Here is a 25,263-nt window from a genome sequence, read left to right as displayed (position 1 = left end):
GCCCAGGCCAGTAGGATCGGCGGCTGTTCGATGATGGTGGGGGCAAGGTATGGGCGCTGTTGGGGCTGGCTGCTCTTTGACCAGCGATGATGAGGAGAGCGACTTCTGGGGACATGCCCAAGAAGCCACGGGGCTTTTCGTGCCACTGGGGGACGGATCACGGAGAGTTGAGTTGCTCGGGTGTTCACCTCAAGGCGGCCTGCGAGTGTGTATTGACCGCATGGGCAGCAAGCGGGCGCTGGCCGGCAACGCCAATCTCTCGTTCTTGGACTCATCGGGCGCCAGGATGGGGCAGTACTTCGTCAATGACGTGAAGCCGGAGGCGGTGCGGCCTTCGACGCGAGGGGCGGGCCTGGTCGATTTGACCGTGCTTCTGTGGTGCGACAACGCGCTTCCACAGTCCGAATGGCCGTGGGAGCTCATCCGCGCCGGACAGATGAACCGGGCCGGTTTGTGGCATTCCCTCGGCTCGGCTGGCCGTCGTGGTTGGCTGTCCGTGGCTCTGACGCGTCACGGCTTTCGATCCTTGCCGGATCGGCCTTCCGGTGCCACGTTTCACCTGGACGGTGAGCACATTGTGGACGCGGACAGTTTCTACTGCGCTCTTGGCGAGGCCGTGAATGGGCCAGGCGGCTATTTCGGGTGGAACCTTGACGCTTTGGATGACTGCCTGCGCGGCCGCTGGGGTGCCGAGTCACCATTCACGCTGGAATGGCATTCCTCTAGCGTCGCTAAGTCGTCCCTTACTCAGCGCCACGGTCCGAGCAAGGAGAGTGGGTCGTTGTTCGAAGTCGTCCTGGAGATTTTCCGCGACCGCGGCGTTGACGTCATCTTTCGCTGAGTAGGGCACCGGGACAGCTATTCGGGGCTGGCCGGTGCCGAGTGTTTCTTCAGGCGGCTGGCCACGTAGCTGGCTCGGTCGCCGCCGTTGATGTGATGCCATTGGTATGCGGTCTGCTCGGCGAGGCCGAGTAGACCGGGCGACGAGTTTCCAGTGGATGTTGTCGACCATGGCGAGGATCGCGCCATTGCGTGCGAGTCGGGCTGCGGGAATACCATGTGCGGCCAGGCGTCGGGCGAGTGTGCTCGCCGAGATCGGCTGGCCCGGCCGGCGGCCTGGGAATAAGAAGTCATCTCATTTGGCGAGTCTGCGGTAGCAGATGAGGGTGCAGGCGATGCTGGTGAAGGCGAGGAAGTGGGTGGCTTTGCGTTCGTAGCGTCGGTGTGGGCGGCGGCAGCCGGCGAGCCAGGACATGGTGCGTTCGATGGTCCAGCGGTGCTGGCCCAGTCGCTGGGAGGTCTCGATGCCTTTGCGGGCGATGCGGTGGGGGATGCCGCGCTTGCGTAACCATCGCCGCAGGTGGGAGTAGTCGTAGCCTTTGTCGCCGTGGAGCTTTCCCGGCTTGCGTCGCCGTGGTCCTCGGCGGGAGCGGACCGGCGGTATGCCCTTCACCAAGGGGACCAGGGCCTGACTGTCGTGCAAGTTCGCTCCCGATATCCCGACGGAGAGGGGCAGACCGGTTCGCTCGGTGATCAAGTGGATCTTCGAGCCGTACTTGCCCCGGTCCACAGGATCCGGACCCGTCAGGTCCCCCTTCTCAGGGCCCGCATGTTCACCGAGTCGATCGCACAACGAGACCAGTCCAACTCACCGCGGGAGCCGAGTTCGTCCAGGACCAGGCGATGGAGCTTCGCCCAGACCCTCGCCTTGGTCCACTCGGAAAACCGCCGGTGGGCCGTGGCTCCCGACGGCCCGAACGACGCCGTCGGCAGTTGCTGCCACGTACACCCCGACGTGGCCACAAACACGATCGCGGCCAGTACTTCCCGGTCACCGTGCCGGCGCCGCCCGCCTCCCTGAGGCCGTGACGGCGCCTCCGGCACCACACGCTGGAACAACTCCCACAGCTCATCCGGCACCAGCCGCTCAACGATCCCCACGTCAACAGACTATCGAACACTCCAAATGAGATGAACTGTTAGAACCATAGGACGGGGCCAGCCAGCAATGCGACCACATAAGAGGCCATATAAAGCTGGTAGGTGACGCGGTCGGCTCGGGTATGGCGCAGGAGCAAGCCCCGGACCGCGGACGTCCAGCAGGTGGCGGCAAGTGCGAGGTCGCACACGGCAATCCGCCATGGGGCCGCGCTGGTCGGCGCGTAAAGGCTGAAGTGAAACAGGGGTGGGGTGATCAACATGAGCGAGACGAACCAGATACGGATCGGCCAGGCGCCTAGGACCAGCGCCGGGGTGCGTCGGCCGATCGCCCGGTCGCCTTCCATATCCCGGATGTCTTCAAAGAGCAGGGCCAGGGCGTAGACGATGGTGATGATGGTGATCCACTGCGTCACCGTCGTGTCGATGGGGCTGACAGCCTGCCATGCGCCGCAGAGCTGCGCGACGGTCCCCATGACCATGCTGGGTGTCTTGCACAAGAGGTAGGAGCGGGGGGTGGAGACAAGGTTGATGAGGATGATGGCCGCCTGCCACAGCAGGACCCACTCCACCACCCCGAGTTGCCAGCCGAGGAGGGTGTAAAGGGGCATCGCGATCCAGAACCGGCGCATGGCCCCTGCCGAAGTGATGAGGCCAGCCGGTATGGGGCGGTAGGGCTTGTTGAGCCGGTCTTCCTCAGCTCCGCGGGCCTGGTTCGAGGTGTCGAAGGTATAGGCATACAGCAGGGACAGCAGGAGGATCTGCCCCAGGTGCCAGAGGATTTGGTGAGCGGGGAGCTGGGCGCGGAAGCAGGCTGCGAGGGTGAACGTCAAGGGCGGCGGGAGGCACGCGAGCAGATTGTCCGCAAGCATCCGCCACGTCACGTTCGCCTCGTGCCGAAGGTGTCGGGTCAGTCGTGGCCGGGTCTGGACAGGTGTGGGGTCAACCAGGCGCATGCGGTCCTCATTGCGTTCTCAGCGCCAACGGCTGTACCGATGTTCCCCGAGCCCGGGAACAGGCTGTTCCTCAGCCCAGGACCTGTAGTCGCCATCGTCCAGGGCTTCCAGGAAATCGGCGACGATCGGGGGCCTCAGATATTTCACGGAGAATCTCTTCTCTCCTCTTGCGGCCGGTAGAAGGCGGCACATCCGCGCCGCTTCTAAGGGCTGTCCATGCACCCGCCCCGATAACTCACTCACACGGAGGACAGGGGTGCATCAAAAAGCACGCCAGCAGCGCGCACGATTCCGTCTTTGGGTCCTGTGGGAATCGTGACGCAGTCTGACGCCGGTGAGGGAGAACCAGAATCGCCCCCGAGGCCGCGAGCACCCTGTGGCCTTACTCCTCGGCCTCGCCGGGCTCGCGCAGGGGCCGCAGGGCGCCGTCGCTGTGGGAGCGGGTGATGGGGTAGCGGCCATGGAAGTTGATGTGCTCGCAGGCCAGCGGGGACAGGCGTGAGCGGATCCCGGGGGAGACGGTGACGCCGCCTGCTTCGAGTTTCTTGACTGCGGCGTCGATGTAGAGGGTGTTCCACCACTTCTCCGGGGCTCGGCGCGCGTGCGGTTGGAGTTTTCGCAGCTCAGGAGCGGTCGCGAGCACTGTAGCTGATGCAACAGATGTGGTGCACGGGACCTCTCGGGAAGCTCGTGGCCTGGCGAACATGCACCTCCACCTCACCATCAAGACCGTCTCCCGGCCCAAGGACACCTCCGGCTTCGCTGTGCGGGAAACCTGTCACCTGTATGAGGGAATCCGCTGCCCTGTGGCTCTAAGAAGAGCCGACGCGGGCAGCTTCCGGTGGAGACGGCATGCGGGGCGGGGGGAACGTGGCGAGCACTCGTGGCAGTTTTGGGGCCAAAGCGTCGGTCCCGGCGGGGGAAACTGTTCCCTCGCTGGGGTACGCCCTGTTCGCGACGCGGTGGCTGCAGGCGCCGTTGTATTTCGGGCTCGTGGCCGCGCAGGCTGTCTATGTATACGAGTTCTTCGGCGAGCTGTGGCGCCTGCTTCACAGTGTTGTCAGCGGGCAGTCGGACGAGAACGCGGTCATGCTCGCGGTGCTCAAGCTCGTCGATGTCGTGATGATCGCCAACCTGCTGATCATGGTGATCGTCGGCGGCTACGAGACCTTCGTCTCCCGCATCGGGCTGCAGGGGCACCGGGACCAGCCGGAGTGGCTCTCGCACGTCAACTCCAACGTACTCAAGGTCAAGCTGGCCATGGCGATCGTCGGGATCTCCTCGATCCACTTGCTGCAGATGTTCGTCAACATCCACCACATGCCCCAGCGCGAGCTTATCTGGGGCACCACGATCCACATGGCATTCATCTTCTCCGCCTGCATCCTCGCCTACATGGCCGGACCGATGGAAGCCCGATCTCTCCCCGCCGGCCACGACTCCTCCCACGTGCCGCCCCAGCAGCCGGCTCCACCACGACAATCGGCGCCCGCACCGGGAGCCTCTCCCACGCCCGAGGCCTGAGTGCTGTGCACCGCTCTCGCGAGGACAACTGCCGCACCAGTATCTGCGGCAGCCTCTCGTGGTCCCGGCAGTGCCGCCGGACCCGCATAACCCATGACAAGGGCTTCAACGCCGCATCCGGTGTACGGATGCACAAGCCGGGGCCGCCCTGGCCCCGCAGCCACCGGCGAGGAGGGCTTGATACACGAACGGATTTCCGGGCGGAAATTTCCGCATCGTCAACCTGAAAGCCGGGCAGTGCCTGTACAAGAAGACGGGCCCCGCCGGGACTCTGGGCAAGCCGGGGCCGCGCTGGTCCCGCAGGTACCAGCGAGGAGGGCCTGATGCCGAACGGATTTCCGGATGGAAAGTTCCGCATCGTCAACGTGGAGACCGGACAGTGCCTGTACAAGAAGACGGGCGTCGGCGGGACTCTGGACACCAACCGGACGTACGACGCCGTGGGATCGCCGGCGACTTCTCCGGAGCTGCTCATCGGGCCTCCGCGCGGTGACGCCACGGAGGCATGGACGTGCAACGGCGGGCGGATCGTCAACACGGTGGAGGAGCCGGCGGGGCGGGGCCATTGGGCGCTTCGGGACGACACCTATTTCCACCAGATCACTCTGGTGGCCCAGACCAGTGACCATGCGGCCAAGTGGGACTTCAAGGACGGCCGGATCGTTCTCACCGGTGACGGCCGGAACGTTTTCACCGATCCGCAAAGAGTCCTGACCTTCCAGCCGGAGAGGGACGATCACATCATCGCGAAGCACCCCGATGACGACGGCATGTTCCGTTACCTCTACGGCGACAACCCCAAGGACATGTTCGGGCGGCCGCGGGTGATCCGCTGGGACAGCAACACAATGGGGCCGTTGCCGTCCAACGAGCCGGTGACCCGTCACCGGACGTGGCGGCTGGAGAAGGCCTGAGACAGCCACCACAGCACGGCCCGACGGTTCCCGAACCCTGGCCCCGACTCGGCACCAGCGGCGGTGTCGCCGTCGCCTCCCGGCCGTGCATCGGCCGGGAGGCGCTCGCCCGCTTGTCCGCGGGCTGCCTGATCAGTCGGTGTGGCGGTTGAGCTGGGCCATCAGCTCGCGGTTGGCGGCGCGGGCGGCGGCGAGGTCGTCGTCACGGTCCTGGAGCTTGAGTTCCAGGTCGATCACCTGTTGTTCGAGGGTGGTGATCCGGGCCTTGAGCTGCTCGGTGTCCTCGGGGCCGCCGATGCCCACCTCGCGCCAGACCTGCTCGCCCAGGGCTTCGCTGAGGCGGGCTTCGAGGCGCCTGACCTGAGCGGCGAGGCGGGCGGTGCGGGCGTCGGCGGCCAGAAGGTCGGCTTGCAGCGAGGCCCGGCTGACGGCAGGTCCCCGGCCGCCGGGGGCGGTGGGCGGTTCGGCGGCCTGGGCGTGGACCTGGGCGAGGAGGTCGCGGTGGCGGTAGAGGAAGGTGCGGTCGACGCCCGCGCGGCGGGCGATCGCCGTGGCGCTGACCTCGGAGCCGTCCTTCGCGGCTTCGGCCAGGGCTGCCAGGACGCGCTGGCGCCGGCGTCCGGTGTCGGCCCGGCGGCCCTCGATCATCGCCTGGACGGTGGGGTCGGGTGCAGTCATGCGGGTCGCTCCGGTCGGAGGTCGGGCAGGGGCTGGCGGATTCGGGGCATGCCGAGAAAGGTCTGCCGCATCTGGCGGACGACCTGGGCGGCCTGCTGGATCTCGGCGCGTTCGGCTTCGGTGAGCGTGTCGATGTCCTCGGTGACGCGCTGGATCAGGCGGCGGATGCGGGTGATCTCCGCCTCGGACGGCATGGCCTCGGCGCGGGCCCAGTCGTCGGCCTCGGCCATCGATCTCAGCTTCTCCCGCTGCCGGAGCAGGTCGTTGAGGTAGGTGCGCAGGTCGGGGAGGTAGGAGACGTCGGTGGAGAAGTGGTCGCAGCCCACGCAGCGGAAGCGGAGCGGGCAGGCTCCGCCGCCGGCGGCGACGTTGGCCGGTTCGGAGCAGGTGCCGAAGGGGACGACGACCGCGCCGACCGCGCGGCGGGTGCGTTCGGCGTCGAGCACGCTGGTGACCGCGCCCCAGACGCGGGTGCCGTGGCGGTCGAACTGCATCTGGGTGACGCGCTCGACCGCCTCACGCAGGCGGACTTCCTTGATGCGGTAGTACGTCCTGGTGGTCTGGTAGTTGTCGTGATCCATGAGCTCGGCCAGGACGTCGACGGGGACGCCGGCGTCCGCGTGGCGTTGGGCGAAGGAGTGCCGGTAGGCGTAAGGGAAGATCTTTTCCTTGTCGAAGACGGTGCCGTCGTCCAGGATGAAATCGGGCAGGGACTCGACCCACTCGCGGTGCATCGCGGACAGGTGGTTGGAGTCAATCGAGCGGTCCCCGCGCAGGTTGAGCACCAGTGAGGGCAGCAGGACCAGCTTCGACGGCGGCTGGTCGGGGAAGCGTTCGCGTACGCGTTTCTGCTGGTCGGTGATCAGCTTGGCGGTCGGTTCGTGGACGGGCAGCTGGCGCCCGATCCGCTGTTCCTTCCAGTTGTTGTAGAGCAGCACCGGCTTGCCCTGGCTGTCGCGGGTGAGGCAGTTCAGCTCCAGGCGGCAGACCTCCTCCGGTCGGCGGCCGGTGTCCATCAGCAGCTCGACGCTCAGCCGTATCTCGTAGCCGGTCATCGCCTCGAAGGCGTCCAGGTGAGCGCAGAGCTGGCGCATCACCTCGGGCGGGAGGTCCTGGCCCTCCTCCGAGGGCTCCGGCGGCTTGGGGACATCGAGGCGGGTGATGACGAAGTCGTCCGGCAGGCCCGCCAGCGGTCCCTCGGGACGGGTCAGTCCCATGGCCCGGCACTGCTTGAGGACGTTGCGGGCCATGCGGACGTAGGCGATGCGGGTGTTCGTGGTCATCACGCCGTTGGCGTCGAGGAACGACATCCGGTTCAGGAAGTTCTCGACGTCGGCGCGGGAGAGCGCCTGCTTGTCCATGCCGCGGTCGGGCCGTGTGCGCAGGGTGTCCGAGAGCTTGGCCAGGCCGTGGAGGTGCTGCTGGGCATGGGAGGCGGAGCTCTTGGAGCGGACCTTGGAGAGGTAGTCGCGGGCCCAGCGTTTGGCGCTCTCGCGCAGCCAGGGCTGATGGATCACAGTGAAGACCAGCGTGCCGCGGTGCCCGAAGGCCACCAGGTCGCACTCGTCCTTGGTGTACTCGCCCTCGGGGGTCTTCACGGCCCGGATCGCGTAGATGCGGGTCCGGTTCAAAAGGCGCAGGGCGTCGCTGTTCGCGACCGGATCGGGGACGTCCTCCAGGCGCCGGGCGAGCGAGGGGCGGATCGTCTTGTCGATCAGCGCGCGGAAGTTGCCGGCCTCGGTGCGGGCGCCGCGGTGGCAGCGGTGCTGGAGCCCGAACAACAGCTGGGCGACGACCAGGTCCGGCAAGCCCCGGAAGCTGATCTCGATGCCGAAGCTGCCCGACGGCGCGGTCCGCAGCCACCCCTCCTCGTCGAACCCGGGCTCCCGGCGCAGGGCGGGGAGCCGCTTGCCGTGCGGGTGGCACAGGCGCGTGCCGCTCTCGTTGACGGCCTGGCGGTTGCAGGCGAGCACCGAGCAGTCGCCCAGGCCGGGCAGGCCCTTGACGGCCAGGTCGGCGAGGAACTCCTCCAGGGTTCCGCCGCGCTTGATCATCTGCCACCGGTGAGCCCGGCATACCGGTTCGCGGCCCGAGTTGATCCAGGGCCGCTCGCACCCGGAGACCCGGCAGGTGCTGGTGCCCAGGTGCAGATGCCGTGAGATGCGAGGAAGGAGGACAAACTCCTTCATGGGCATACCGGACTTGCGGCGCCGGTCCGAGCAGGTGCTGCACAGCTTCATCCCCCGCACCGGGGAATCGCAGTTGGGCACCGGGCAGCGCCTGCCGCCCAGGGTCGGATGGCCCGTCGGCGTCAGTACGCGCCGCTCGGCATTCCAGCCCGCCTCCGTCAGGAAGTCCTCACTGATCAGCGACCACAGGAAGGCGGTCAGCTCGGCATCGGAGGCATACTGACCCGGCGCCGGAGCGGTGACCACGGGCGTGAGCACCGGACTCATCGGACACCTCCGGCCAGCTCGCGCGGCGAAGGCACCGACTCCACCGCGTCCCGAAGGCGGTCCGGGGCCGGCGTCAGGTACGGCTCCGCGCTGGACAACCGCGCGTGGTCCAACAAGGCCGCGATCTCGTCCTGCCCGCCTCCGGCGTCCGCAAAGTTGCTGCCCGCCGCGCGCCGCAGCATCCGCGGCGTGACCCTCCTGCCCAGCCCGGCGCGCTTCGACAGCCGCCCAAGCAGCTCGGTGATGCCATCCGTAGTCATCGGGGCGCCCAGCGGCCCGGCGAACAAGTTCACCAGCACGAAGTCGCTCGCCGGCCCATGCGGCAGCGCCATCCGCTCCATCACGTACTGGTCGTAGGCGAGCACCACCAGGTGGTCGACAGGCTTCCACCGGCCCGGCGCCACGGCCGGCTGCCGCTTCGCCCAGGCCCCGTTGGAGTTGTCCCGCCGCAACGTGTGCAGGTGAGACCCCTTCCTCGGACAGCCCAACGCCGTCGAGTCCGGCATGAAGTGCATGTCCTCCCGCCGCAAGCCAGCAGCGCCTCCCGGGCGCAGACCAGCCCGCCCCAGCAACAGCACGATGAACCGGTCCCGGGCGCTGCGGCAGGCCAGGAACAGCTCCACGATCTCCCGGTCGGTGGCCCGCTCGCCCTTCTTCTGCGGCACCTGCACCCGGTGCCGGGGCCGCATCCGGTAGCCAGTCAGCTCCTCCCCACGAGCCTGCTCCGGAAGATCCCAGTTCTCCGCCACCTCATACAGCTGGGCCATCACCGGCGAGGGCACCGCCTTCGTCGTGATGCCGTACAGCAGGAACTGGCGCACCCCCGTGAGCACGTTCTGGATGCGGGCCGGCTCGCGTACGGCCGCAGCCCCCGGCCCCGGGTACACCAGCCCGTTCCCCGAAGGGCGCTCGATGCCCGTGATCTGCTGCGAGCCGAACTTCAGCCAGACGATGAACAGCCCCAGCTCCTCAGCCGCCGCCCGCCAGTCCCGCCCCGTCCGGGCGCACCAGCGCAGGTACAACGCGATATGCCCGGCGTACGTACGGGTGGTCAGCTCGGCCTGGTCCCTGCCGAACCGCACGTGCCGCAAGAAGGCGTCGGCCTCCGGGACCACGGCCAGGACATCGTCCACGACAGTCCAGTAGCGGACGCCGGACGGGAGTTGAACAGGAAAGGCCCCTCAACGGGTCTCCTCCGATCTCAAGTGCAACGTGTCGCAACATTCGCGACAGCCCCAGAGATGCTAGAGAAAACCCCAGGTCACACAGCTAGTACGACGTCACACCACACTCAGAAAAGCCCGGGAGAACGACCCGCAGGACGACGAGGGAGCGGTAGCCGGCCGGCTCGGCACCGAGTTCACCCAGCACCTGGGCCATCTGCGCGCGGTCCTGCAAGGCGATGCCCGCGGTGCCGCCGCCGGGAGTGAACTTCGCGTACGGGCCGCCCTCCGCTTCGAACTGCGGCTTGAGCTCCAGTACGTCCCGGTAGAAGTGGTAACAGCTGGGGAAGTCCGTGACGAGAAGACGGACTTGGGAAAGTTCCATCGATGTCCCTTGGGGCGGTGCGAGCGGCGATCTCAACTGCGTGGCGAGGGCGCCGAAGGCCGGACGACGGACCTTGAGACCCTCGCCGCGGAACTTTACGTGACGAGGGGGACGTGGAGCAGGGGCTCGATAGCTCAAGAGCGCCGCGGCGCTGGGCAGCTGTTGAAGAGGGCGGGGATACGGAACACTTCACCAAGTGATCGTGATGCGGCCCGCCCTGGAAACCCGCACCCCTGACGGCTTCGACCTCTGGCCCGTCGCCGACATCGAGTCGTTCAGCCACCTTCGGTCACGACCCCGGCCCGCTCGCCGAGCGAGTCGGCGACACCGTCCGGCTGACCGTCGACAGGGAGCAGAGCGACAGCCTGTGATCGAGCTGCCTGTCACCAAGCTCCGCCACTTGCTCGACGGCGCCGAAGGCGACCTGGCCGACTTCCTCGCGCTGGCCGCCGACTGGGGCCGCTCCCTGTGCGGACGGAACGCCGCAGAGCGTGCCGACGAAACCTCGCAGAGCCACATAATCACAGGTCAGAGACCCTTTTCGGAGGCCGCTGATACCCTGGCTCCCATGACCCCCGAAGAACTCGCCACCCTCCGGCACCTGCGCCGGGCGCGGGATCTCATCGACCGGGAGTACGCGCGGCCCCTCGACGTGCCCACGATCGCCCGGCACGCGCTCATGTCCCCGGCGCACTTCTCACGGCAGTTCCGGGCGGCCTACGGCGAGACGCCGTACAGCTATCTCATGACCCGCCGGATCGAGCGGGCGATGGCCCTGCTGCGCGCGGGCATGAGCGTCACCGACGCGTGCATGGCGGTCGGCTGTACCTCGCTCGGCTCGTTCAGCGCGCGGTTCACCGAAATCCTGGGGGAGACGCCGAGCGCGTACCGCGCGCGGGAGCACCCCGCGGTGACGGCGATGCCCGCGTGCGTGGCCAAGGTGCGCACCCGGCCCACCAGGGACAAGCCGAGCAGGATCGAAGAAGCGGCCGGGGAGGACGCCGCCTAACGTTGGCGGCATGACCATCGCTCTGCAGTACTGCCACATCACCGTCAACGACCCGGACGAGTCGCTCGGCTTCTACCGCGACGCCCTCGGCCTGGAGGTGCGCAACGACGTCGCCTCCGGTGGCTTCCGCTGGGTCACCCTCGGCAGCCCGGACCAGCCGGGCCTCGAGATCGTGCTCTCGGAACCGCACGCCGGCCGCCCCAAGGCCGACGGTGACGCCCTGCAGGAGCTGCTCACCAAGGGCGTCCTGCCGAACATCGTCTTCCGTACCGACGACCTCGACGCGGCCTTCGAGAAGGTGCGGGCATCGGGCGCCGAGGTGCTCCAGGAGCCCATGGACCAGCCCTGGGGCCCGCGCGACTGCGCCTTCCGCGACCCCTCGGGCAACATGGTGCGGATCTCGCAGGCGCCCTCCGCGTAGTTGCCCCGCCGCTCGGCCGCGGCGCGCCCTGATCGTGCGGCGCCGCGGCCGGTGGCGTGCGCCCCCCGTCCCACCCATGGAGAGATGATGAGCAAGCCCCCGAAGACGGATGCGCCCCCGCACGCGCCGCACGTCGCCGACAGCCATGATCTGATCCGCGTGCACGGTGCGCGCGAGAACAACCTCAAGGACGTCGGCGTCGAGATCCCGAAGCGCCGCCTGACGGTGTTCACCGGCGTCTCCGGCTCGGGCAAGAGCTCGCTGGTGTTCAACACGATCGCCGCCGAGTCGCAGCGGCTGATCAACGAGACGTACAGCGCCTTCGTCCAGGGCTTCATGCCGGCCCTCGCACGGCCCGACGTCGACGTCCTCGACGGGCTGACCACCGTGATCACCGTCGACCAGCAGCGGATGGGCGCCGACCCCCGCTCCACGGTCGGCACCGTCACCGACGCCAACGCGATGCTGCGCATCCTCTTCAGCCGGCTGGGCGAACCGCACATCGGCCCGCCCAGCGCGTACGCCTTCAACGTCCCCTCGGTCCGGGCGGCCGGCGCGATGACCGTCGAGCGCGGGGATCGGAAGGCGGTCAAGGTGACCTATAGCCGCACCGGCGGCATGTGCCCCCGCTGCGAGGGCCGCGGCGCCGTCTCCGACATCGACCTCACCCAGCTCTACGACGACACCAAGTCGCTCGCCGAGGGCGCGCTGACCATCCCCGGCTACACGGCGGGCGGCTGGAACTACCGGCTCTACAGCGAGTCGGGCTTCGTCGACGCGGACAAGCCGATCCGCGAGTACACCAAGCGGGAGCTGCGCAACTTCCTCCACCACGAGCCGACCAGGATGAAGATCGCGGGCATCAACATGACCTACGAAGGTCTGATCCCGCGGATCCAGAAGTCGATGCTCTCCAAGGACAAGGAGGCGATGCAGCCGCACATCCGGGCCTTCGTCGAGCGGGCGGTCACCTTCGCCACCTGTCCCGAGTGCGACGGCACCCGGCTCGGTGAGGGCGCCCGGGCCTCGAAGATCGAGGGGGTCAGCATCGCGGACGCCTGCGCGATGGAGATCAGGGACCTGGCCGAGTGGGTGCGCGGCCTCCAGGAGCCTTCGGTGGCGCCGCTGTTGGAGAAACTGCGGCACACATGCGACTCGTTCGTGGAGATCGGCCTCGGCTACCTCTCGCTCGACCGGCCCTCGGGCACGCTGTCGGGCGGTGAGGCGCAGCGCGTCAAGATGATCGGCCACCTCAGCTCCTCGCTGACCGATGTCACCTATGTCTTCGACGAGCCCACCACGGGCCTGCACCCGCACGACATCCAGCGGATGAACAACCTGCTGCTGCGGCTGCGGGACAAGGGCAACACGGTGCTCGTCGTGGAGCACAAGCCGGAGACGATCGCGATCGCCGACCACGTCGTCGACCTCGGCCCCGGCGCCGGTGCGGCGGGCGGCAGTATCTGTTTCGAGGGTACGGTCGCGGGGCTGCGGGCCGGCGGCACCGTCACCGGCCGCCACCTCGACGACCGGGCCACCCTCAAGAAGGCGGTACGCAAGCCCACCGGCGTGCTGGCGATCCGCGGCGCGTCGGCACACAACCTGCGGGACGTCGACGTCGACATCCCGCTCGGCGTACTGACCGTCGTCACGGGCGTCGCCGGTTCCGGCAAGAGCTCGCTCGTGCACGGGTCGATCCCCGCCGGAGAGGGTGTGGTGTCGGTCGATCAGAGCCCCATCCGCGGTTCGCGGCGGAGCAACCCGGCGACGTACACCGGGCTGCTCGACCCGATCCGCAAGGCGTTCGCGAAGGCCAACGGTGTGAAGCCGGCGCTCTTCAGCGCCAACTCCGAGGGCGCCTGCCCCACGTGCAACGGTGCCGGCGTCATCTACACCGACCTGGCGATGATGGACGGTGTCGCCACCACGTGCGAGGAATGCGAGGGAAAGCGCTTCGACGCCTCGGTCCTCGCATACCACCTCGGCGGGCGCGACATCAGCGAGGTGCTCGCGATGCCGGTGGCCGAGGCCGAGGAGTTCCTCGGCGACGGCGAGGCACGCACGCCGGCCGCGCACAAGATCCTCCAACGGCTCGCCGACGTCGGCCTCGGCTACCTCACCCTCGGCCAGCCGCTCACCACCCTGTCCGGCGGCGAGCGGCAGCGGCTCAAGCTGGCGACGCACATGGCCGAGAAGGGCGGCGTCTACGTCCTCGACGAGCCGACCGCCGGCCTCCACCTCGCCGACGTCGAGCAACTGCTCGGCCTGCTCGACCGGCTCGTCGACTCCGGCAAGTCGGTCATCGTGGTCGAGCACCACCAGGCGGTCATGGCACACGCCGACTGGATCGTCGACCTCGGCCCCGGCGCCGGACACGACGGCGGCCGGATCGTCTTCGAGGGCACACCGGCCGATCTGGTCGCCTCTCGCTCCACGCTGACCGGTGAGCACTTGGCGGCGTACGTCGGCGCCTGACTCCTCGACGTGCGGCGCCGTCCCGCCTTCTCGTCCTGCGGGGCGAAGCCCATGGCCGCGTCGGCGATGTCCGCCGGCCGCGTGATCACGTCGGCGGGTAACCGCGCCGGCCGCGAGGCAACGATGGCTTCGCGGCGGGTCGCGGTCATCCGGGGCCGTCGCACCGCGTCGGGGCCCGCGCCCGGCGCCGTGGCGACCGGCCACATCGGCCGTCGCGTGGCAAGGTAGGGAGTCATGTGCGGCCGATACGTCTCCACCCGCGGCCCGGAGGATCTGGCCGGGCTGTTCCAGGTCACCCGCTGGGATCCGCGGGAAACCCTCGCGCCGAGCTGGAATGTGGCGCCGACCGATCAGGTGTGGTCGGTGCTGGACCGCCCCGACCGCGCGACGGGTGAGGTGGTGCGGCAGCTGAGGCCGCTGCGGTGGGGGCTGGTGCCGTCCTGGGCGAAGAGCGTGGACGTGGGGGCGAAGATGATCAACGCTCGGGCGGAGACCGTCGCGGAGAAACCCGCCTATCGCCGGGCGTTCGCCAAGCGCCGCTGCCTGCTGCCCGCGGACGGCTTCTACGAGTGGCGGGCGGTGTCGGCCACCGGCACCGCCAAGGCGTACAAGCAGCCCTACTTCATCAGCCCCGAGGACGGCCGGACGATGGCGATGGCGGGCCTGTACGAGTTCTGGCGCGACCCCGCGGTGGCGGCCGACGACGACCAGGCGGCCTGGTGGGCGACCTGCACGATCATCACCACCGAGGCCACCGACGCGGCCGGACGGATCCACCCGCGCATGCCACTGGCCGTCGCCCCGGCCGACTGGGACACCTGGCTCGACCCAGCGCACCAGGACCCGGACGAACTCCGCGCGCTGCTGACCACTCCCGCCGACGGCCACCTCGATGCCCGCTCGGTGTCCACGGCCGTCAACAGCGTGCGCAACAACGGCCCGCACCTGCTGGACAAGGTCGCTGACGACCAGACCGGTGCCTGAGCTGCCGACGGTGAGGGCTGATGGGCCGTCCCATCACGGGCAACGCTGACGAGGAAACCGGCCCCTCGGCCCCATCGGGAGCTCGCCCTGGAAGCGGGCGCCGCCCGACCATGTCCGAAAGTTTTCGGTCACATTGCAGGCACCGGCCTGCTGCAAACGGAACCTGACCCCGCTCGACCACCCCAAGCGGGTGAGCTGTGCGGTGCGCAACTCCCCTGGTGCAAATGGTGATTGCCGTGGACAGCCACCGAGGCTGGCCGATTCACCCCCGCGGGGGTCGACGCGTCACGAGTGGTCTCCCTAGCTTGCTGGTGGCCGGATCGCACCGTGAGGGTCCGGCAACGGAAGTGCACGGCAGTCACCTCAAGGGGGACCATGCGTAAGGTGAACGCACGTCGGTACGCCGTCGCCTCGGCGGCCCTCGGCCTCGCGGCCGGGCTGTTCGCGGCGGCGCCGGCGTCCGCGATGACAGCAGCGCCCTCCGCTCAGGGCTCGTCCGGGGACGTGGAGTTCTCCGTCTTCGACCACGGATCCGGGATTCCGAGAGACTCCTCGTTCCGGCTGGCCGACCTCGGCCGGCACGGGATCCCGGATTCCGCGGTGAAGCAGCTCGGCGCCGGGAAGACACCCCGCACCGCCGGTACGGAGAGCACGGCGCTCAGCGGCCCCGACGACCTGGTGGGGCAGTGGAAGGACCGTGACGGCTGGACCGTCTATATGCGGAGGGGGTACTACGACCCCGTCAAGGACAAAGGCTTCGGGCTCACCAAGATAGAGCAGAAGCACAACCTCACCATGAAGGCCGTCCAGGCCACCACGCAGTACCCGCGCCCGGGAGCCGCGGGGAAGCAGAAGTTCGCCGGGTATCCGAACACCTGGAACTACTTCACCGACGTGCTGCACGTGAAGTGCAGCGGCTGGTGGATCTTCAAGACTTGTCGCGTCGACCAGGTCCAGGCCGTCCGCGCGGGAGTAGACTTCAGCGCCAAAATCCCGATGCTGCCCAAGGGCGTCATCACCGCCTACTGCGAGGGCGTTCAGGGACGCTGTCCCGACTGGGTCAAGAACGCCATCAACATCTGATCCGCCCGCGTCAGGAGGGTCCCCGATGAGCCGACACCCCGTCCGGCCGTCCCGCACACTGCCTGCGGCCGAGTGGTGGGCGCCGTTGCTCGTCGACCTGGGCGCCGTTCAGCGCGGGAGCGCCGAACTCGGCCTGTGCGTCAGGGGCGTCGACCTCACCTCCAGCCGGCCGCGGGTGACCGTGCGATGGCCCGGCGCCGCCGGCACCACCCTCCTGTCCGACCCCGAGGCCGGCCGCGACGCGCTCCTGCAGTCGATCGCCGCGGCCGGCCCCGCCCGGCTTTCCGGCACCGAACCGACGGACTCCACGTCCTCACCGCTCGACGGCCACGGCTGGCTGCTCGACGAACTCGGGCGACGGAGCGATGCCTGGTACGCCTATCTCGCCGAACCGGTCGAGCTGCTCCGAGTGGCCACCGACGGCCAGCGGACCACGGACGTCGCCGTGGGCCGCACCTCGCGCGGGGACGTGGTGGAGGTCCGCGTCCCCCTGGCCGGGCTCGGGGCCGACGGCATGGACGTCGGTCTTACCTACACCATCGTCGAGCGCGCGGTGACCGCCGCCGCGCACGACCTCCGGCCGACCGGCTCGGTGCGGGGCCTGCCCACCTTCTGCACCGGCCTTCCGGGCGACGACCTGGGATAGAGCCGACGGGCTGTGACACGGACCTACGACCCGTCCCGCGGCATCCGGCCCCGGCACCGTGAGGGCCATCAGGCGCGGGTGATTGACTACGCCCCATGGATCTCGCGCGAATGTCCCCTGTACGCACGGACGAGCCCGCAAGCCGTCCCGGCCGGTGTTCCCGCGCCCGATGGGCCGGCCGGCCATGAGCGCCGGGAATGTGCCCCCTCTCGATCCCGAACTGACGGCGGCACTGGCGGCCTTGGGGCACGCGGCGAGGGAGCCGGTGACCCCCGGGAACCTCGCTGACCTCCAGGAGCGGGACGCCGCGGCCCGGCCCAGACCGACGCTGCGCGAACTCCGGGCCGACGGACGCTTCGGGGTGGACGAGCTGGATGTGCCGGGACCGCCGGGCGGGCCGGACATCACGCTCGTGAGCGCGCGGCCCGCCGGGACGGCCGGACCGCTGCCGCTGCTGTACTACATGCACGGCGGCGGAATGATCACGGGCAACGCCTGGTCCGTACTCCCGCGGCTGCTGCGACAGTGGGCTCTCCCACTGGAGATGGCCGTCATCTCCGTCGAATACCGACTGGCACCCAGGACGCGCTACCCCGGTCCGCTGGAGGACTGCTACGCCGGGCTCGTCTGGGCAGCCGCGCACGCGGCCGAACTGGGCATCGAACCCGACCGCGTCATCATCGGCGGGAAGAGCGCCGGTGGCGGGCTCGCCGCCGCCCTCGCCCTGCTCACCCGTGACCGGGGCGGCCCCACCCCGATCGGGCAACTGCTCCTGTGCCCGATGCTCGACGACCGCGGCACCACCTTCTCCAGCCACCAGATGGCCGGCACCGACACCTGGGACCGGATCTCCAGCACCACCGCGTGGCAGGCGCTGCTGGGCGACCGGTACGGCGCCGCCGACCTGCCGCCCTACGCGGCTCCGGCGCGCGCCACGGACCTGACGAAGCTGCCTCCGGCGTACATCGAGGTCGGGTCGGCCGAGACCCTCAGGGACGAGGGCGTCGCCTACGCCAACGCGATCTGGCAGGCCGGGGGACAGGCCGAACTGCACGTATGGCCCGGAGCCTGCCACGGCTTCGACACCTTCGCCCCGCGAGCGGCCCTCAGCCAGGACGCCCGCGATGCCCGCACCCGCTGGCTCCGGCGCATCCTCACCCAGTCCGATGCCCCGTAGGCCAGGACCCACGGTCCACGATCCGCCGCGGGCCGGACCTCTCAGCGGGCTTCCGCCTGTCGCTCGCGGTGAGGCCACACGCTGTACAGCTCCCAGTAGTAGGGCGAGTCCTGGCCGATGCCCTCGTAGGAGCACAGCACTCCGTCGGCGCGCGGATCATCGTTCATGGCCAACTGGCCCGCCGCTGTGACCCGTACGTCCTCCTCCGCGTCACTCAGGCAGCCGGCCAGCGCGTCCAGGCGCAAGGGGCCGTACGGGACGTGGGCCACGGTCACGTCCGGGTAGCCGGCGGGCACCGAGCCCAGCGCCCTGCAGGCGGCGCGGCGGACCGCGGGGACGTCGTCCCGCGCGCGTGCCACGACGGCCGTCACGGCCTCCTCGTTCCCCGTGTTCATCGGGTACGGGAGCCCCTGGACCGCCAGCTCCCGGACCCGGTCGTCAGGGTGGCGCGTCAGCGTGGTCAGCGGTGCCACGGCGCGGGGATCCATGGAACCCGCCAGGCCGTCGGTGAGCACCCGCAGCACACGCGGGTCTTCCTCCCGTGCCACCCACGGCAGGAAGAGGTCCGCGAGCGGAGCGTTGAACGGGAAGTCCTCACTCGCGTCGAAGGTGTCCACGCAGCACAGCACGTCGGCACCGAAGTACCGCTCCAGGGGGTCCGGGCTGACGGCGAGCGCGGCCGCGGGGTTCCAGGCCACGTCCAGGTCCGCGGGGGCGCTCAGCTGTCGCTGGCACAGCACGGACACCGTCTCGAACCACACCACGTGACCGACGTCGGGCTCGGCCAGGGCCCGGTGCTTCAGCACGTCGAAGGACGGAGCGATTCCGTACGCGGACTCCAGGCGGGTGAGGATCGCCGCGTGACCCGTGCGGACGGTGAGCCCGCCGAGGGACACCTCATGCGACAGCCGCCCGCCGTCATGCCGCACGACCGCGCGCTCCGCCGCCCCCGCGGCCCCGGATCTGCGCCGCAGCTCGGCCTCGACGCCGGCCTCGCACCAGTGCCGCGCGATCTCCAGGGCCCGCTGCCCTTCCGTCCCCGTTCCCGGCCCCGGCGGAGCCGGCCCGTCCGCGACGAGTTCGTAGTCACCCCGGTCGACTGCGAGCAGCAGAGGCGACTGCGCGGGGCCGTTCCCTTGTTCATCGGTCATATGGGGAGCAGCCTACGTTCCCCGTCGTGCTTGTGGCGTACGGCCGGCCCCTCGCTCACCGTGGCACAGCCGTCACCACGTCACCGGGATCCCCGCCGCCATGATCGCCATGCGGTTGGGGTGCCAGGGCACCTCGTCCGCCGGTACCGCGAGGCGGATGTCCGGGAGCAGGTCGAGCAGGACGCGGAAGGCGGTGGCGGACTGGTTGCGCACCAGGTGTGCGCCGGGGCAGTGGTGGCGGCCGTAGCCGAAGCGCATGTGGGGGTTGGGGGAGCGGGTGGGGTCGAAGGCGTCGGGGTCGGCGAACGCGGCGGGGTCGAAGTTGACCGCGTCCAGGGAGAGCAGGATCAGATCGCCCTCCTTGACGGACTCGGTGCCGAGTTCCTTGTCCTCGGTGACGAAGCGCGGGATGGCGTTGCCCAGGACGACGCTGCAGCGCAGCAGTTCCTCGACGCAGGCCGGCATCGTTTCCGGCCGGGCGCGTACGGCGCTGATCACCTCGGGGTGCTGGAGGAGGTTGAAAGCGGCGACACCCAGGAAGCTGGCGAAGTCCTCGTAGCCACTGACGAAGAGGACCGACGCGATGTTCGACAGCTGTACGTCGGTGAGGCCGCTCCGGGGGTCGTTGAGGTCCGCGAGCCGGTCCAGCAGACCGCGGGGCTCCCCGGGTCGGCGGCCCGCCATGTGCTCGTGCATGTAGACGCGGATCTCCTCCCAGTTGCGGGCGAGCTCCTCGTTGGTGGGGGTCACCATGGTCAGGTCGAGATCGGCGCGCACGGCGAGCCACTCACGGTCCTCGAAAGGCAGACCGAGCAGCCGGCACATGCACTGGGCGGCTACCCACTCCGCGAAGTGACGCTGCAGATCGCCCGGGTTGCCTTCCCGGAGCATCGCGTCCAGGCCCTCGCGGGTGACCTCGGCGACCCACTCGTCGGGCAGGTCCGGCTGGTTGCGGCCGAGTGCCTTGAGCGCCTCGTCGCGCAGCCCGGCCTGCTGGAGGTGGTTCATGGCGTCCAGGAGCTCGGGCGCCAGGATCGGGGCGTCCTGCCCCGGGCTGTCGGGGTCGCCCAGCACGGACCGGGCGAAGGTGCGCTCTCGCAGCACGCGCCGCGTCAGCTCATAGCCGGTGACGAGCCACGCCTCGCCGCCGGAGTTGGTGCGGACCCGGGCCACGGGGCAGCGGGCCTGGAGGTCACCGAGCTCGGGGGCGAGCCGGTCGCCCCGGGTGCTGAAGGGGTAGTGCGGCAGGGCCTCTTCGGAGGCGCGTACGTCCGGTGTGGTCACGCTTTCCGGCCTTTCTCGTGCGATCGACGGGTGGCGGGGTGTGTCACCAGCGCACCGGCAGCCGGGCCGGGGCACGCAAGGGTGTGGACTCGTCCCATGGGATCGACTCCGCGGGGACGGCGAGTTCGATGCCGGGCAGCCGCTCCAGCAGCACCCGCACGGCTGTGCCGAGCTGCAGCCGGGTCAGGTGGCCTCCGGTGCAGGCGTGCGGTCCGTGCCCGAACGCGATGTGCGCGTTGGGCGTCCGGGTCAGGTCGAGGTGGTCGGGGTCGGCGAACGCCGCCGGGTCGCGATTGGCGGAGGCGGGCACGGGGACGACCGCGTCGCCGGCGCGGATCCGCTGTCCGTGCAGGGTGAAGTCCTCTTCCGCGACGAGGATGTTTATGGCGTTCATCAGCGGGACGTACCGCAGAAGCTCCTCCACCGCCGTCCCGATGCCTTCGGGGGCGTCGCGCAGCTTCCGCATCTGCTCCGGGTGGGTGAGCAGGGTGAGCAGCGCGTTGCCGGTGTGCTGCATGTTGGTCTTGTAGCCGGCCATGAGCATGGTGACGACGAAGCTGACGACGTCGTCGCGGGTCAGCTCGCTGCCCGCGCGGCGGCTCTCGGCCAGCAGGAGGTGGATGTAGTCGTCACCCTCCTCCCGCTCCTTCCGGCTGATCAGCTCGGACGCGTAGTCCTGGAGCGCGTAGAGGGCCGCCAGCACCTCGTCCATCGTGAGCGCGGCGGCGCTGAGGAGGGTGAGGGTGTGCGGCAGGTATACGTCACGGTCCTCGTGGGGCAGCCCGACCGTCTCGCACAGCACCCGCAGCGGCAGCGGCTCGACGTACGAGGCGACGAGGTCCGCCGTGCGGCCCTCGGCCGAGGCGGTCATCGTGTCGATGAGCTCTTCCGCCATGGTCCGGATCCGGGGCTCCATGAACGCCAGCCGGCGCCGGCCGAAGAGAGGCAGCACCGCGCGGCGCACGCGCTCGTGGTGCGCGCCGGTCATCTCCAGGAACGTCGGCAGGCAGGGCGGCGGGGCGTCCTCCCCTTCCCGGGGCGGCCAGGCCGAGAGCAGCGGCCGGACGAGCCGTGGGTCGGCGAAGGCGGCGCGCGCGTCCTCGTAGCGGCTGATCAGCCAGCCCGTCTCACCGTTGGGCAACTGCGCCTTGACGACCGGTCGCTCGTCGCGCAGCCGGGCGTACGCGCACGGCGGGCCCGCGGTGCCCGGTTCGACGGCCGGGACCGGGACGAGTGCTTCGGTGTCGCTCATGCGGTGTGCTCCGTCCCGGACGGAACGTCGTGTCCGCGCGTCGGCCGCTTGATGTAGCCGGAGGAGAAGAAATACTCCAAGTAGCGGTCGAGCAGGGCGGAATCGACCGGCGGGCAGTGCAGCCCGCTGTCGGCCAGCGCCTCCTCCGCGTTGCGCCGGCCCAGCACCGGGAACGTGCCCTTGACGTACATCTCCTTGACCGACATGTCGGCGTTGCGGCTGCGGTCCACGCACAGGGACACGAACGGGGCCGTCGGGCTGGTGGGGTTCCGGCTGACGTGGCGCACCAGCTCGCCCACCCACTGCGCGTAGGGGAGCGTCTCCAGTTCGCAGCCCGCCGCGCGCATCCGGTCGAGTACGTCGGCCAGCATCGCCGGGCGCGGGTTGGTGACGTGGTAGGTCTGCCCGGCAGCCGGGCGGTGCGTGGCGATGTGGACCACGGACTCGGCGAGGTGGTCGACGGGCACGAAGTCCATCGGCAGCTCGATGTCGGGGGCGAGACCTGTCTCGGCGATCGTCTTGAACAGCGAGCAGATGGCCGTCTCGGTGTTGCACGCGCCGTGCACCCGGTCGCCCGTCACCTCGTACGGCCGGTACACGGCGACCGGCAGGCCCTGCTCCGAGGCGTGGCGCAGCACACCCTCGGCGACCCACTTGCTCTCCGCGTAGCCCATGGTGAGCCCGTCCGCGTGGGCCAGCGGGGCGTCCTCGTCGACCTCGTGGACCCCGGCCGTGCCGAAACCGGCGACGACGGCGACGGTGGAGATGAAGTGGACGGGCACCCGCCGGGGTGCCGCGAGCCGGATGATCTCCCGGGTGCCGTCGACGTTCGGCTTCCGCAACTCCTCGTACGGATAGAGGAAGTTGACGCGGGCCGCGTTGTGCACCACCAGGTCCACATGGCCGGACAGCTCGGCGGCGTGCTCGGGGACCAGCCCGAGGCCGGGTTCGGCCAGGTCCGCGGGGAAGCACTCCACTCGCCGCCAGGCGGCCGCGTCCGGGTGCAGGCCGTAGCGGGCGAGGGCGTCGCGCACCCGCTGCGTGGCATGCGTGCGGCTCGCCGCCCGTACGGGGCAGTGGACGCGTGCGGTGGTCGCGCGCAGGAGGCGGTCCAGGAGGAACGCGCCGACGAAGCCCGAGGCGCCGGTGAGGAGCACCTCCGCCGGATCGTCCGGGCGCGGGGCCGGGCCCTGCGCGGGCGGGAGCTCGAAGCCGAGCTCGCTCTCGCGCACGAAGTCGACGGCCGGCTCCGGCAGCGCCGTACGGGACCCGCCGCGCAGTTCACGCACCGCCGCGGCGAAGCCCTCCAGGGTGGGCGTGGCCAGCAGGGCCCTGATCAGGGTGGAGCCCAGCCCGGCGTCGAGGCCGAGCACCGCGAGGGTGCGGGTGACGGCCTCGGAGGCGAGCAGGGAGTCGCCGCCGAGGAGGAAGAAGTCGTCCTGCGGGGCGGGGCGTACGCGCAGCACCTGCTGCCACACCTCGGTGAGCGCGTCGAGCAGACCCTCGACCTTCGTCCCGTCCGCCGCCTCGCCGTGGTGGGTGGCGGTGGTGCGGTCGGAAGCCTTCAGCCGGGCGCGGTCGACCTTGCCGCCGCTGGTCACCGGCAGGTGCTCCATGGGCACGAGCGTGGGGACGGCCTGTGGTGGCAGCCAGTCCGCGCAGTACCGGCGTATGTCGGGCAGCGGCAGGGCGCGGCCCGGGCTCGCTGCGGTGACGTAGGCGGTCAGGGACCCCGACTCGACCTGGACGACGGCCTCGCCGATCTCGGGGTGGGCGCGCAGGCGGGCCTCGACCTCGTCGAGTTCGATGCGGGCGCCGCGCAGCTTCACCTGGTGGTCCAGCCGCCCCCGGTATTCGAGCAGGCCGTCGGTGCCCCGTACGACCCGGTCGCCGGTGCGGTACAGCAGGCCGTGCGGTTCGATGGCGGGCAGGCTGACGAACCGTTCGGCGGTGAGCGCCGGGTCGCCGAGGTAGCCCAGGGCCAGGCCGTCCCCTCCGACGTACAGCTCCCCCTCCTCGCCCGGCGCCGCGGCCGAGCCGTCGGAGCGCAGGACGTGGCAGGTGGACGCGCCGAAGGGGCGGCCGATGGGGACGTGCGTGGCGTCGGCGTGCAACGCGCGTAGCACATGGGCGGTGGAGACCACCGAATTCTCCGTGGGCCCGTAGAAGTTGACCACCGTGGTGCCGGGGCACGCCGCCAGGACGGCGTTCGTGAGGTGGGGGTCCATCGCCTCCCCGCCGGCCGAGACGAAGCGCAGCCGGGCCAGGGCCTCGGGGCGGGTCCGCGCGACGAGGTGGAAGACGCTGGTCGTGAGGTAGGCGACGGTCACCCCCTGGGCCCGGAACAGCTCCTCCAGCGCGGTGGGGGAGAGCAGGTCCTCGCGGTCCGCGAGGACCAGGCAGGCGCCGGTGAGCAGCGCGCCCCAGATCTCGATCGTGGAGGCGTCGGAGGACAGACCGTAGGCGTGCAGCACGCCGTCGCCGGGGCCGGGCGGAGGCAGCTCGCGGTCGGAGCGCACCAGGCGGACCACGCCTCGGTGCGGGATCGCCACCGGCTTGGGGCGGCCGGACGAGCCGGAGGTGAAGACCACGTAGGCGCAGTCGGTGGCGGATGTGCCGCGGGCGAGGTCCGCGACCGGAGAGGGAAGGGCGCGGTCATCGGTACCCGCGCCGACAGCGTCCAGCTCGACGCGGACGCGCAGTCCGCGCACGCGGCCCGCGCTGCCCGGCAGGACGACGGCGGCGCGCAACCCGGTGTCCTCGGCCATGGCCCGCAGCCGGGCCGGCGGAAGGTCCTCGTCGAGCGGTACGTACGCGCAGCCGGCCTTGAGGATGCCCAGCAGGGCGACCAACGCCTCCAGGGAACGGCTGCCGCACACTCCCACCAGCGAACCCTGCTCGATGCCCCGCGCGATCAGCCGCGCGGCGAGGGCATCGGAGCGGGCGGCCAGCTCCCCGTAGGTCAGGGTGCGATCCCCGTGCCGTGCCGCGAGCGCCCGTGGCCGGGCCGCGGCCTGCTCCTCGAACAGCTCCGGAATGCGGCGGTCCCGCGGATAGTCAGGTGCGTCCGGGCCGGTCGAGGCGGGTGAGGTAAGGGGTGTCGACCGGACGAAGACGTCGATATCTGCCATGAATTCCTGCTCGCTCGGGGTGCGGGGGGTGTCATGTCGACCAATGCCTGATGTGTGTCGTGCGGGGGTCAGGGGGTCTTGCCGTCCTCGGCGAACTCGGCGGCGAAGGCGGCGAAGTTCGCGGTGCGCCAGTGCTGAGGGCGCATGCGGAAGGTGATGTCGTCCTTGAGCTGGTCCGCGGTCGCCTGCAGATACGCCTGCGCTTCCTCGGGGTCCAGATAGCGGCGGGCCATGGCCTCGCGCAGGGCCGGGTCCACGGGATCGGTGACCGCGGTGATGGGGCCCTCCACGCTGACGTACCGGTACGGCCGGTTCTCGTCCTGCGCGCACAGGCTGAACCGGCCCGCCGAGCGCAGGAGTTGCGCCTTGATCGTCTCCCGGCCGGTCTGCACGACGACCTCGCCGCCGGGCTCGTAGTGGTACCAGACGGGCACGAGCAGCGGGGCGCGGCTGCCGCGGGTGTCGGTGACGCCCAGAACGCCGACATGCAGGTCGGCGAGGAAACGTTCACGTTCTTGGTGCGGCATCGTGGGCAGCAAGAGTTGGTCTCCCTGTCTCGGTGGCGGTGTCCGACGGCCTTGTCGCGGCGGAGGTCTCCGGGCCGGAGCCGTCGTGGAGCGGTCGTGATCCGTTCGA

The 25,263-nt window shown here is 70.1% G+C and carries 21 protein-coding genes and 1 pseudogene; 10 read left to right on the top strand and 12 right to left on the bottom strand.

Going from position 1 to position 25,263, the window contains the following annotated elements; all coding sequences use genetic code 11:
* Positions 1 to 220: 220 nt before the first annotated feature.
* On the top strand, positions 221 to 841 hold the full coding sequence (locus tag ACZ4A5_RS18015) for a barstar family protein (RefSeq protein WP_467584308.1): 621 nt from the start codon (positions 221 to 223) through the stop codon (positions 839 to 841).
* A 294-nt stretch (positions 842 to 1,135) separates the two neighbouring features.
* Here ACZ4A5_RS18015 and ACZ4A5_RS18010 read toward each other — a convergent pair.
* The 3 genes from ACZ4A5_RS18010 to ACZ4A5_RS18000 form a co-directional block, all read right to left on the bottom strand.
* A protein-coding gene (locus tag ACZ4A5_RS18010; protein ID WP_467584305.1) for an IS5 family transposase occupies positions 1,136 to 1,941 on the bottom strand; the annotation gives its coding sequence in 2 pieces (ribosomal slippage) (positions 1,136 to 1,597 and positions 1,600 to 1,941; 804 coding nt in all).
* A gap of 38 nt (positions 1,942 to 1,979) precedes the next feature.
* Complete coding sequence (locus ACZ4A5_RS18005; protein WP_467584300.1) at positions 1,980 to 2,894, bottom strand: UbiA family prenyltransferase; 915 nt, start codon at positions 2,892 to 2,894, stop codon at positions 1,980 to 1,982.
* 382 nt (positions 2,895 to 3,276) lie between these two features.
* Positions 3,277 to 3,537: a Tn3 family transposase gene (locus ACZ4A5_RS18000; RefSeq protein ID WP_467584297.1), complete on the bottom strand. Its 261-nt coding sequence runs from the start codon at positions 3,535 to 3,537 to the stop codon at positions 3,277 to 3,279.
* 227 nt (positions 3,538 to 3,764) lie between these two features.
* Between ACZ4A5_RS18000 and ACZ4A5_RS17995 the strand changes: the two genes are divergently transcribed.
* Positions 3,765 to 4,418, top strand: coding sequence for a TIGR00645 family protein (locus tag ACZ4A5_RS17995; protein ID WP_467584295.1), 654 nt, complete (start codon positions 3,765 to 3,767; stop codon positions 4,416 to 4,418).
* A gap of 323 nt (positions 4,419 to 4,741) precedes the next feature.
* Positions 4,742 to 5,332, top strand: a complete 591-nt coding sequence (locus ACZ4A5_RS17990) for a hypothetical protein (RefSeq protein WP_467584292.1) — start codon at positions 4,742 to 4,744, stop codon at positions 5,330 to 5,332.
* Positions 5,333 to 5,464: 132 nt separating this feature from the next.
* On the opposite strand, the gene ACZ4A5_RS17985 is transcribed toward ACZ4A5_RS17990, so the two are convergent.
* The 4 genes and pseudogenes from ACZ4A5_RS17985 to ACZ4A5_RS17970 all read right to left on the bottom strand — a co-directional run.
* Positions 5,465 to 6,010: a hypothetical protein gene (locus tag ACZ4A5_RS17985; protein WP_467584289.1), complete on the bottom strand. Its 546-nt coding sequence runs from the start codon at positions 6,008 to 6,010 to the stop codon at positions 5,465 to 5,467.
* A complete protein-coding gene (locus ACZ4A5_RS17980) occupies positions 6,007 to 8,466 on the bottom strand; it encodes a tyrosine-type recombinase/integrase (RefSeq protein ID WP_467584286.1) in 2,460 nt (819 codons plus the stop codon). The genes ACZ4A5_RS17985 and ACZ4A5_RS17980 overlap by 4 nt, the downstream gene beginning before the upstream one ends.
* On the bottom strand, positions 8,463 to 9,599 hold the full coding sequence (locus tag ACZ4A5_RS17975; RefSeq protein ID WP_467584283.1) for a tyrosine-type recombinase/integrase: 1,137 nt from the start codon (positions 9,597 to 9,599) through the stop codon (positions 8,463 to 8,465). The genes ACZ4A5_RS17980 and ACZ4A5_RS17975 overlap by 4 nt, the downstream gene beginning before the upstream one ends.
* A 178-nt stretch (positions 9,600 to 9,777) precedes the next feature.
* Positions 9,778 to 10,014: pseudogene (locus tag ACZ4A5_RS17970) on the bottom strand (VOC family protein); the annotation flags it as partial.
* A gap of 568 nt (positions 10,015 to 10,582) precedes the next feature.
* On the opposite strand from ACZ4A5_RS17970, the gene ACZ4A5_RS17965 reads away from it, so the two are divergent.
* From ACZ4A5_RS17965 to ACZ4A5_RS17935, 7 genes are all read left to right on the top strand, one after another.
* Positions 10,583 to 11,023 (top strand): helix-turn-helix transcriptional regulator, encoded by a 441-nt coding sequence (locus ACZ4A5_RS17965; protein WP_467584280.1) that lies wholly within the window; start codon positions 10,583 to 10,585, stop codon positions 11,021 to 11,023.
* A gap of 10 nt (positions 11,024 to 11,033) precedes the next feature.
* Positions 11,034 to 11,444, top strand: a complete 411-nt coding sequence (locus ACZ4A5_RS17960) for a VOC family protein (protein WP_467584277.1) — start codon at positions 11,034 to 11,036, stop codon at positions 11,442 to 11,444.
* An 87-nt stretch (positions 11,445 to 11,531) separates the two neighbouring features.
* On the top strand, positions 11,532 to 13,919 hold the full coding sequence (locus tag ACZ4A5_RS17955) for an ATP-binding cassette domain-containing protein (protein WP_467584275.1): 2,388 nt from the start codon (positions 11,532 to 11,534) through the stop codon (positions 13,917 to 13,919).
* 234 nt (positions 13,920 to 14,153) lie between these two features.
* Positions 14,154 to 14,903 carry an SOS response-associated peptidase gene (locus tag ACZ4A5_RS17950; RefSeq protein ID WP_467584271.1) on the top strand — a complete coding sequence of 250 codons (750 nt, stop codon included), beginning with the start codon at positions 14,154 to 14,156 and terminating at the stop codon, positions 14,901 to 14,903.
* A gap of 384 nt (positions 14,904 to 15,287) precedes the next feature.
* On the top strand, positions 15,288 to 15,986 hold the full coding sequence (locus ACZ4A5_RS17945) for a hypothetical protein (protein WP_467584268.1): 699 nt from the start codon (positions 15,288 to 15,290) through the stop codon (positions 15,984 to 15,986).
* 25 nt (positions 15,987 to 16,011) lie between these two features.
* Positions 16,012 to 16,632, top strand: a complete 621-nt coding sequence (locus tag ACZ4A5_RS17940; RefSeq protein ID WP_467584264.1) for a hypothetical protein — start codon at positions 16,012 to 16,014, stop codon at positions 16,630 to 16,632.
* A 199-nt stretch (positions 16,633 to 16,831) separates the two neighbouring features.
* On the top strand, positions 16,832 to 17,809 hold the full coding sequence (locus tag ACZ4A5_RS17935) for an alpha/beta hydrolase (protein ID WP_467584261.1): 978 nt from the start codon (positions 16,832 to 16,834) through the stop codon (positions 17,807 to 17,809).
* Between the two features lie 41 nt (positions 17,810 to 17,850).
* Here ACZ4A5_RS17935 and ACZ4A5_RS17930 read toward each other — a convergent pair whose 3' ends face one another.
* The 5 genes from ACZ4A5_RS17930 to ACZ4A5_RS17910 all read right to left on the bottom strand — a co-directional run bounded on the left by ACZ4A5_RS17930 (position 17,851) and on the right by ACZ4A5_RS17910 (position 25,154).
* Entirely contained in the window at positions 17,851 to 18,960 is a 1,110-nt protein-coding gene (locus ACZ4A5_RS17930) for a HEAT repeat domain-containing protein (protein WP_467584259.1), read from the bottom strand.
* A gap of 72 nt (positions 18,961 to 19,032) precedes the next feature.
* Positions 19,033 to 20,244: a cytochrome P450 gene (locus ACZ4A5_RS17925; protein ID WP_467584256.1), complete on the bottom strand. Its 1,212-nt coding sequence runs from the start codon at positions 20,242 to 20,244 to the stop codon at positions 19,033 to 19,035.
* Between the two features lie 43 nt (positions 20,245 to 20,287).
* Positions 20,288 to 21,496: a cytochrome P450 family protein gene (locus ACZ4A5_RS17920; protein WP_467584252.1), complete on the bottom strand. Its 1,209-nt coding sequence runs from the start codon at positions 21,494 to 21,496 to the stop codon at positions 20,288 to 20,290.
* A complete protein-coding gene (locus ACZ4A5_RS17915) occupies positions 21,493 to 24,627 on the bottom strand; it encodes an amino acid adenylation domain-containing protein (RefSeq protein WP_467584249.1) in 3,135 nt (1,044 codons plus the stop codon). Before ACZ4A5_RS17915 ends, ACZ4A5_RS17920 begins: the two co-directional genes overlap by 4 nt.
* Before the next feature lie 68 nt (positions 24,628 to 24,695).
* The gene (locus ACZ4A5_RS17910; RefSeq protein ID WP_467584246.1) at positions 24,696 to 25,154 is read right to left on the bottom strand and encodes a pyridoxamine 5'-phosphate oxidase family protein; all 459 of its coding nucleotides are present in this window, start codon (positions 25,152 to 25,154) and stop codon (positions 24,696 to 24,698) included.
* Positions 25,155 to 25,263: the final 109 nt, after the last annotated feature.

It is taken from the genome of Streptomyces sp. NPDC025618 (assembly GCF_055558795.1).
Note: the sequence above shows the minus strand (reverse complement) of the source record. Positions and strands in the feature narration are given on the sequence as shown.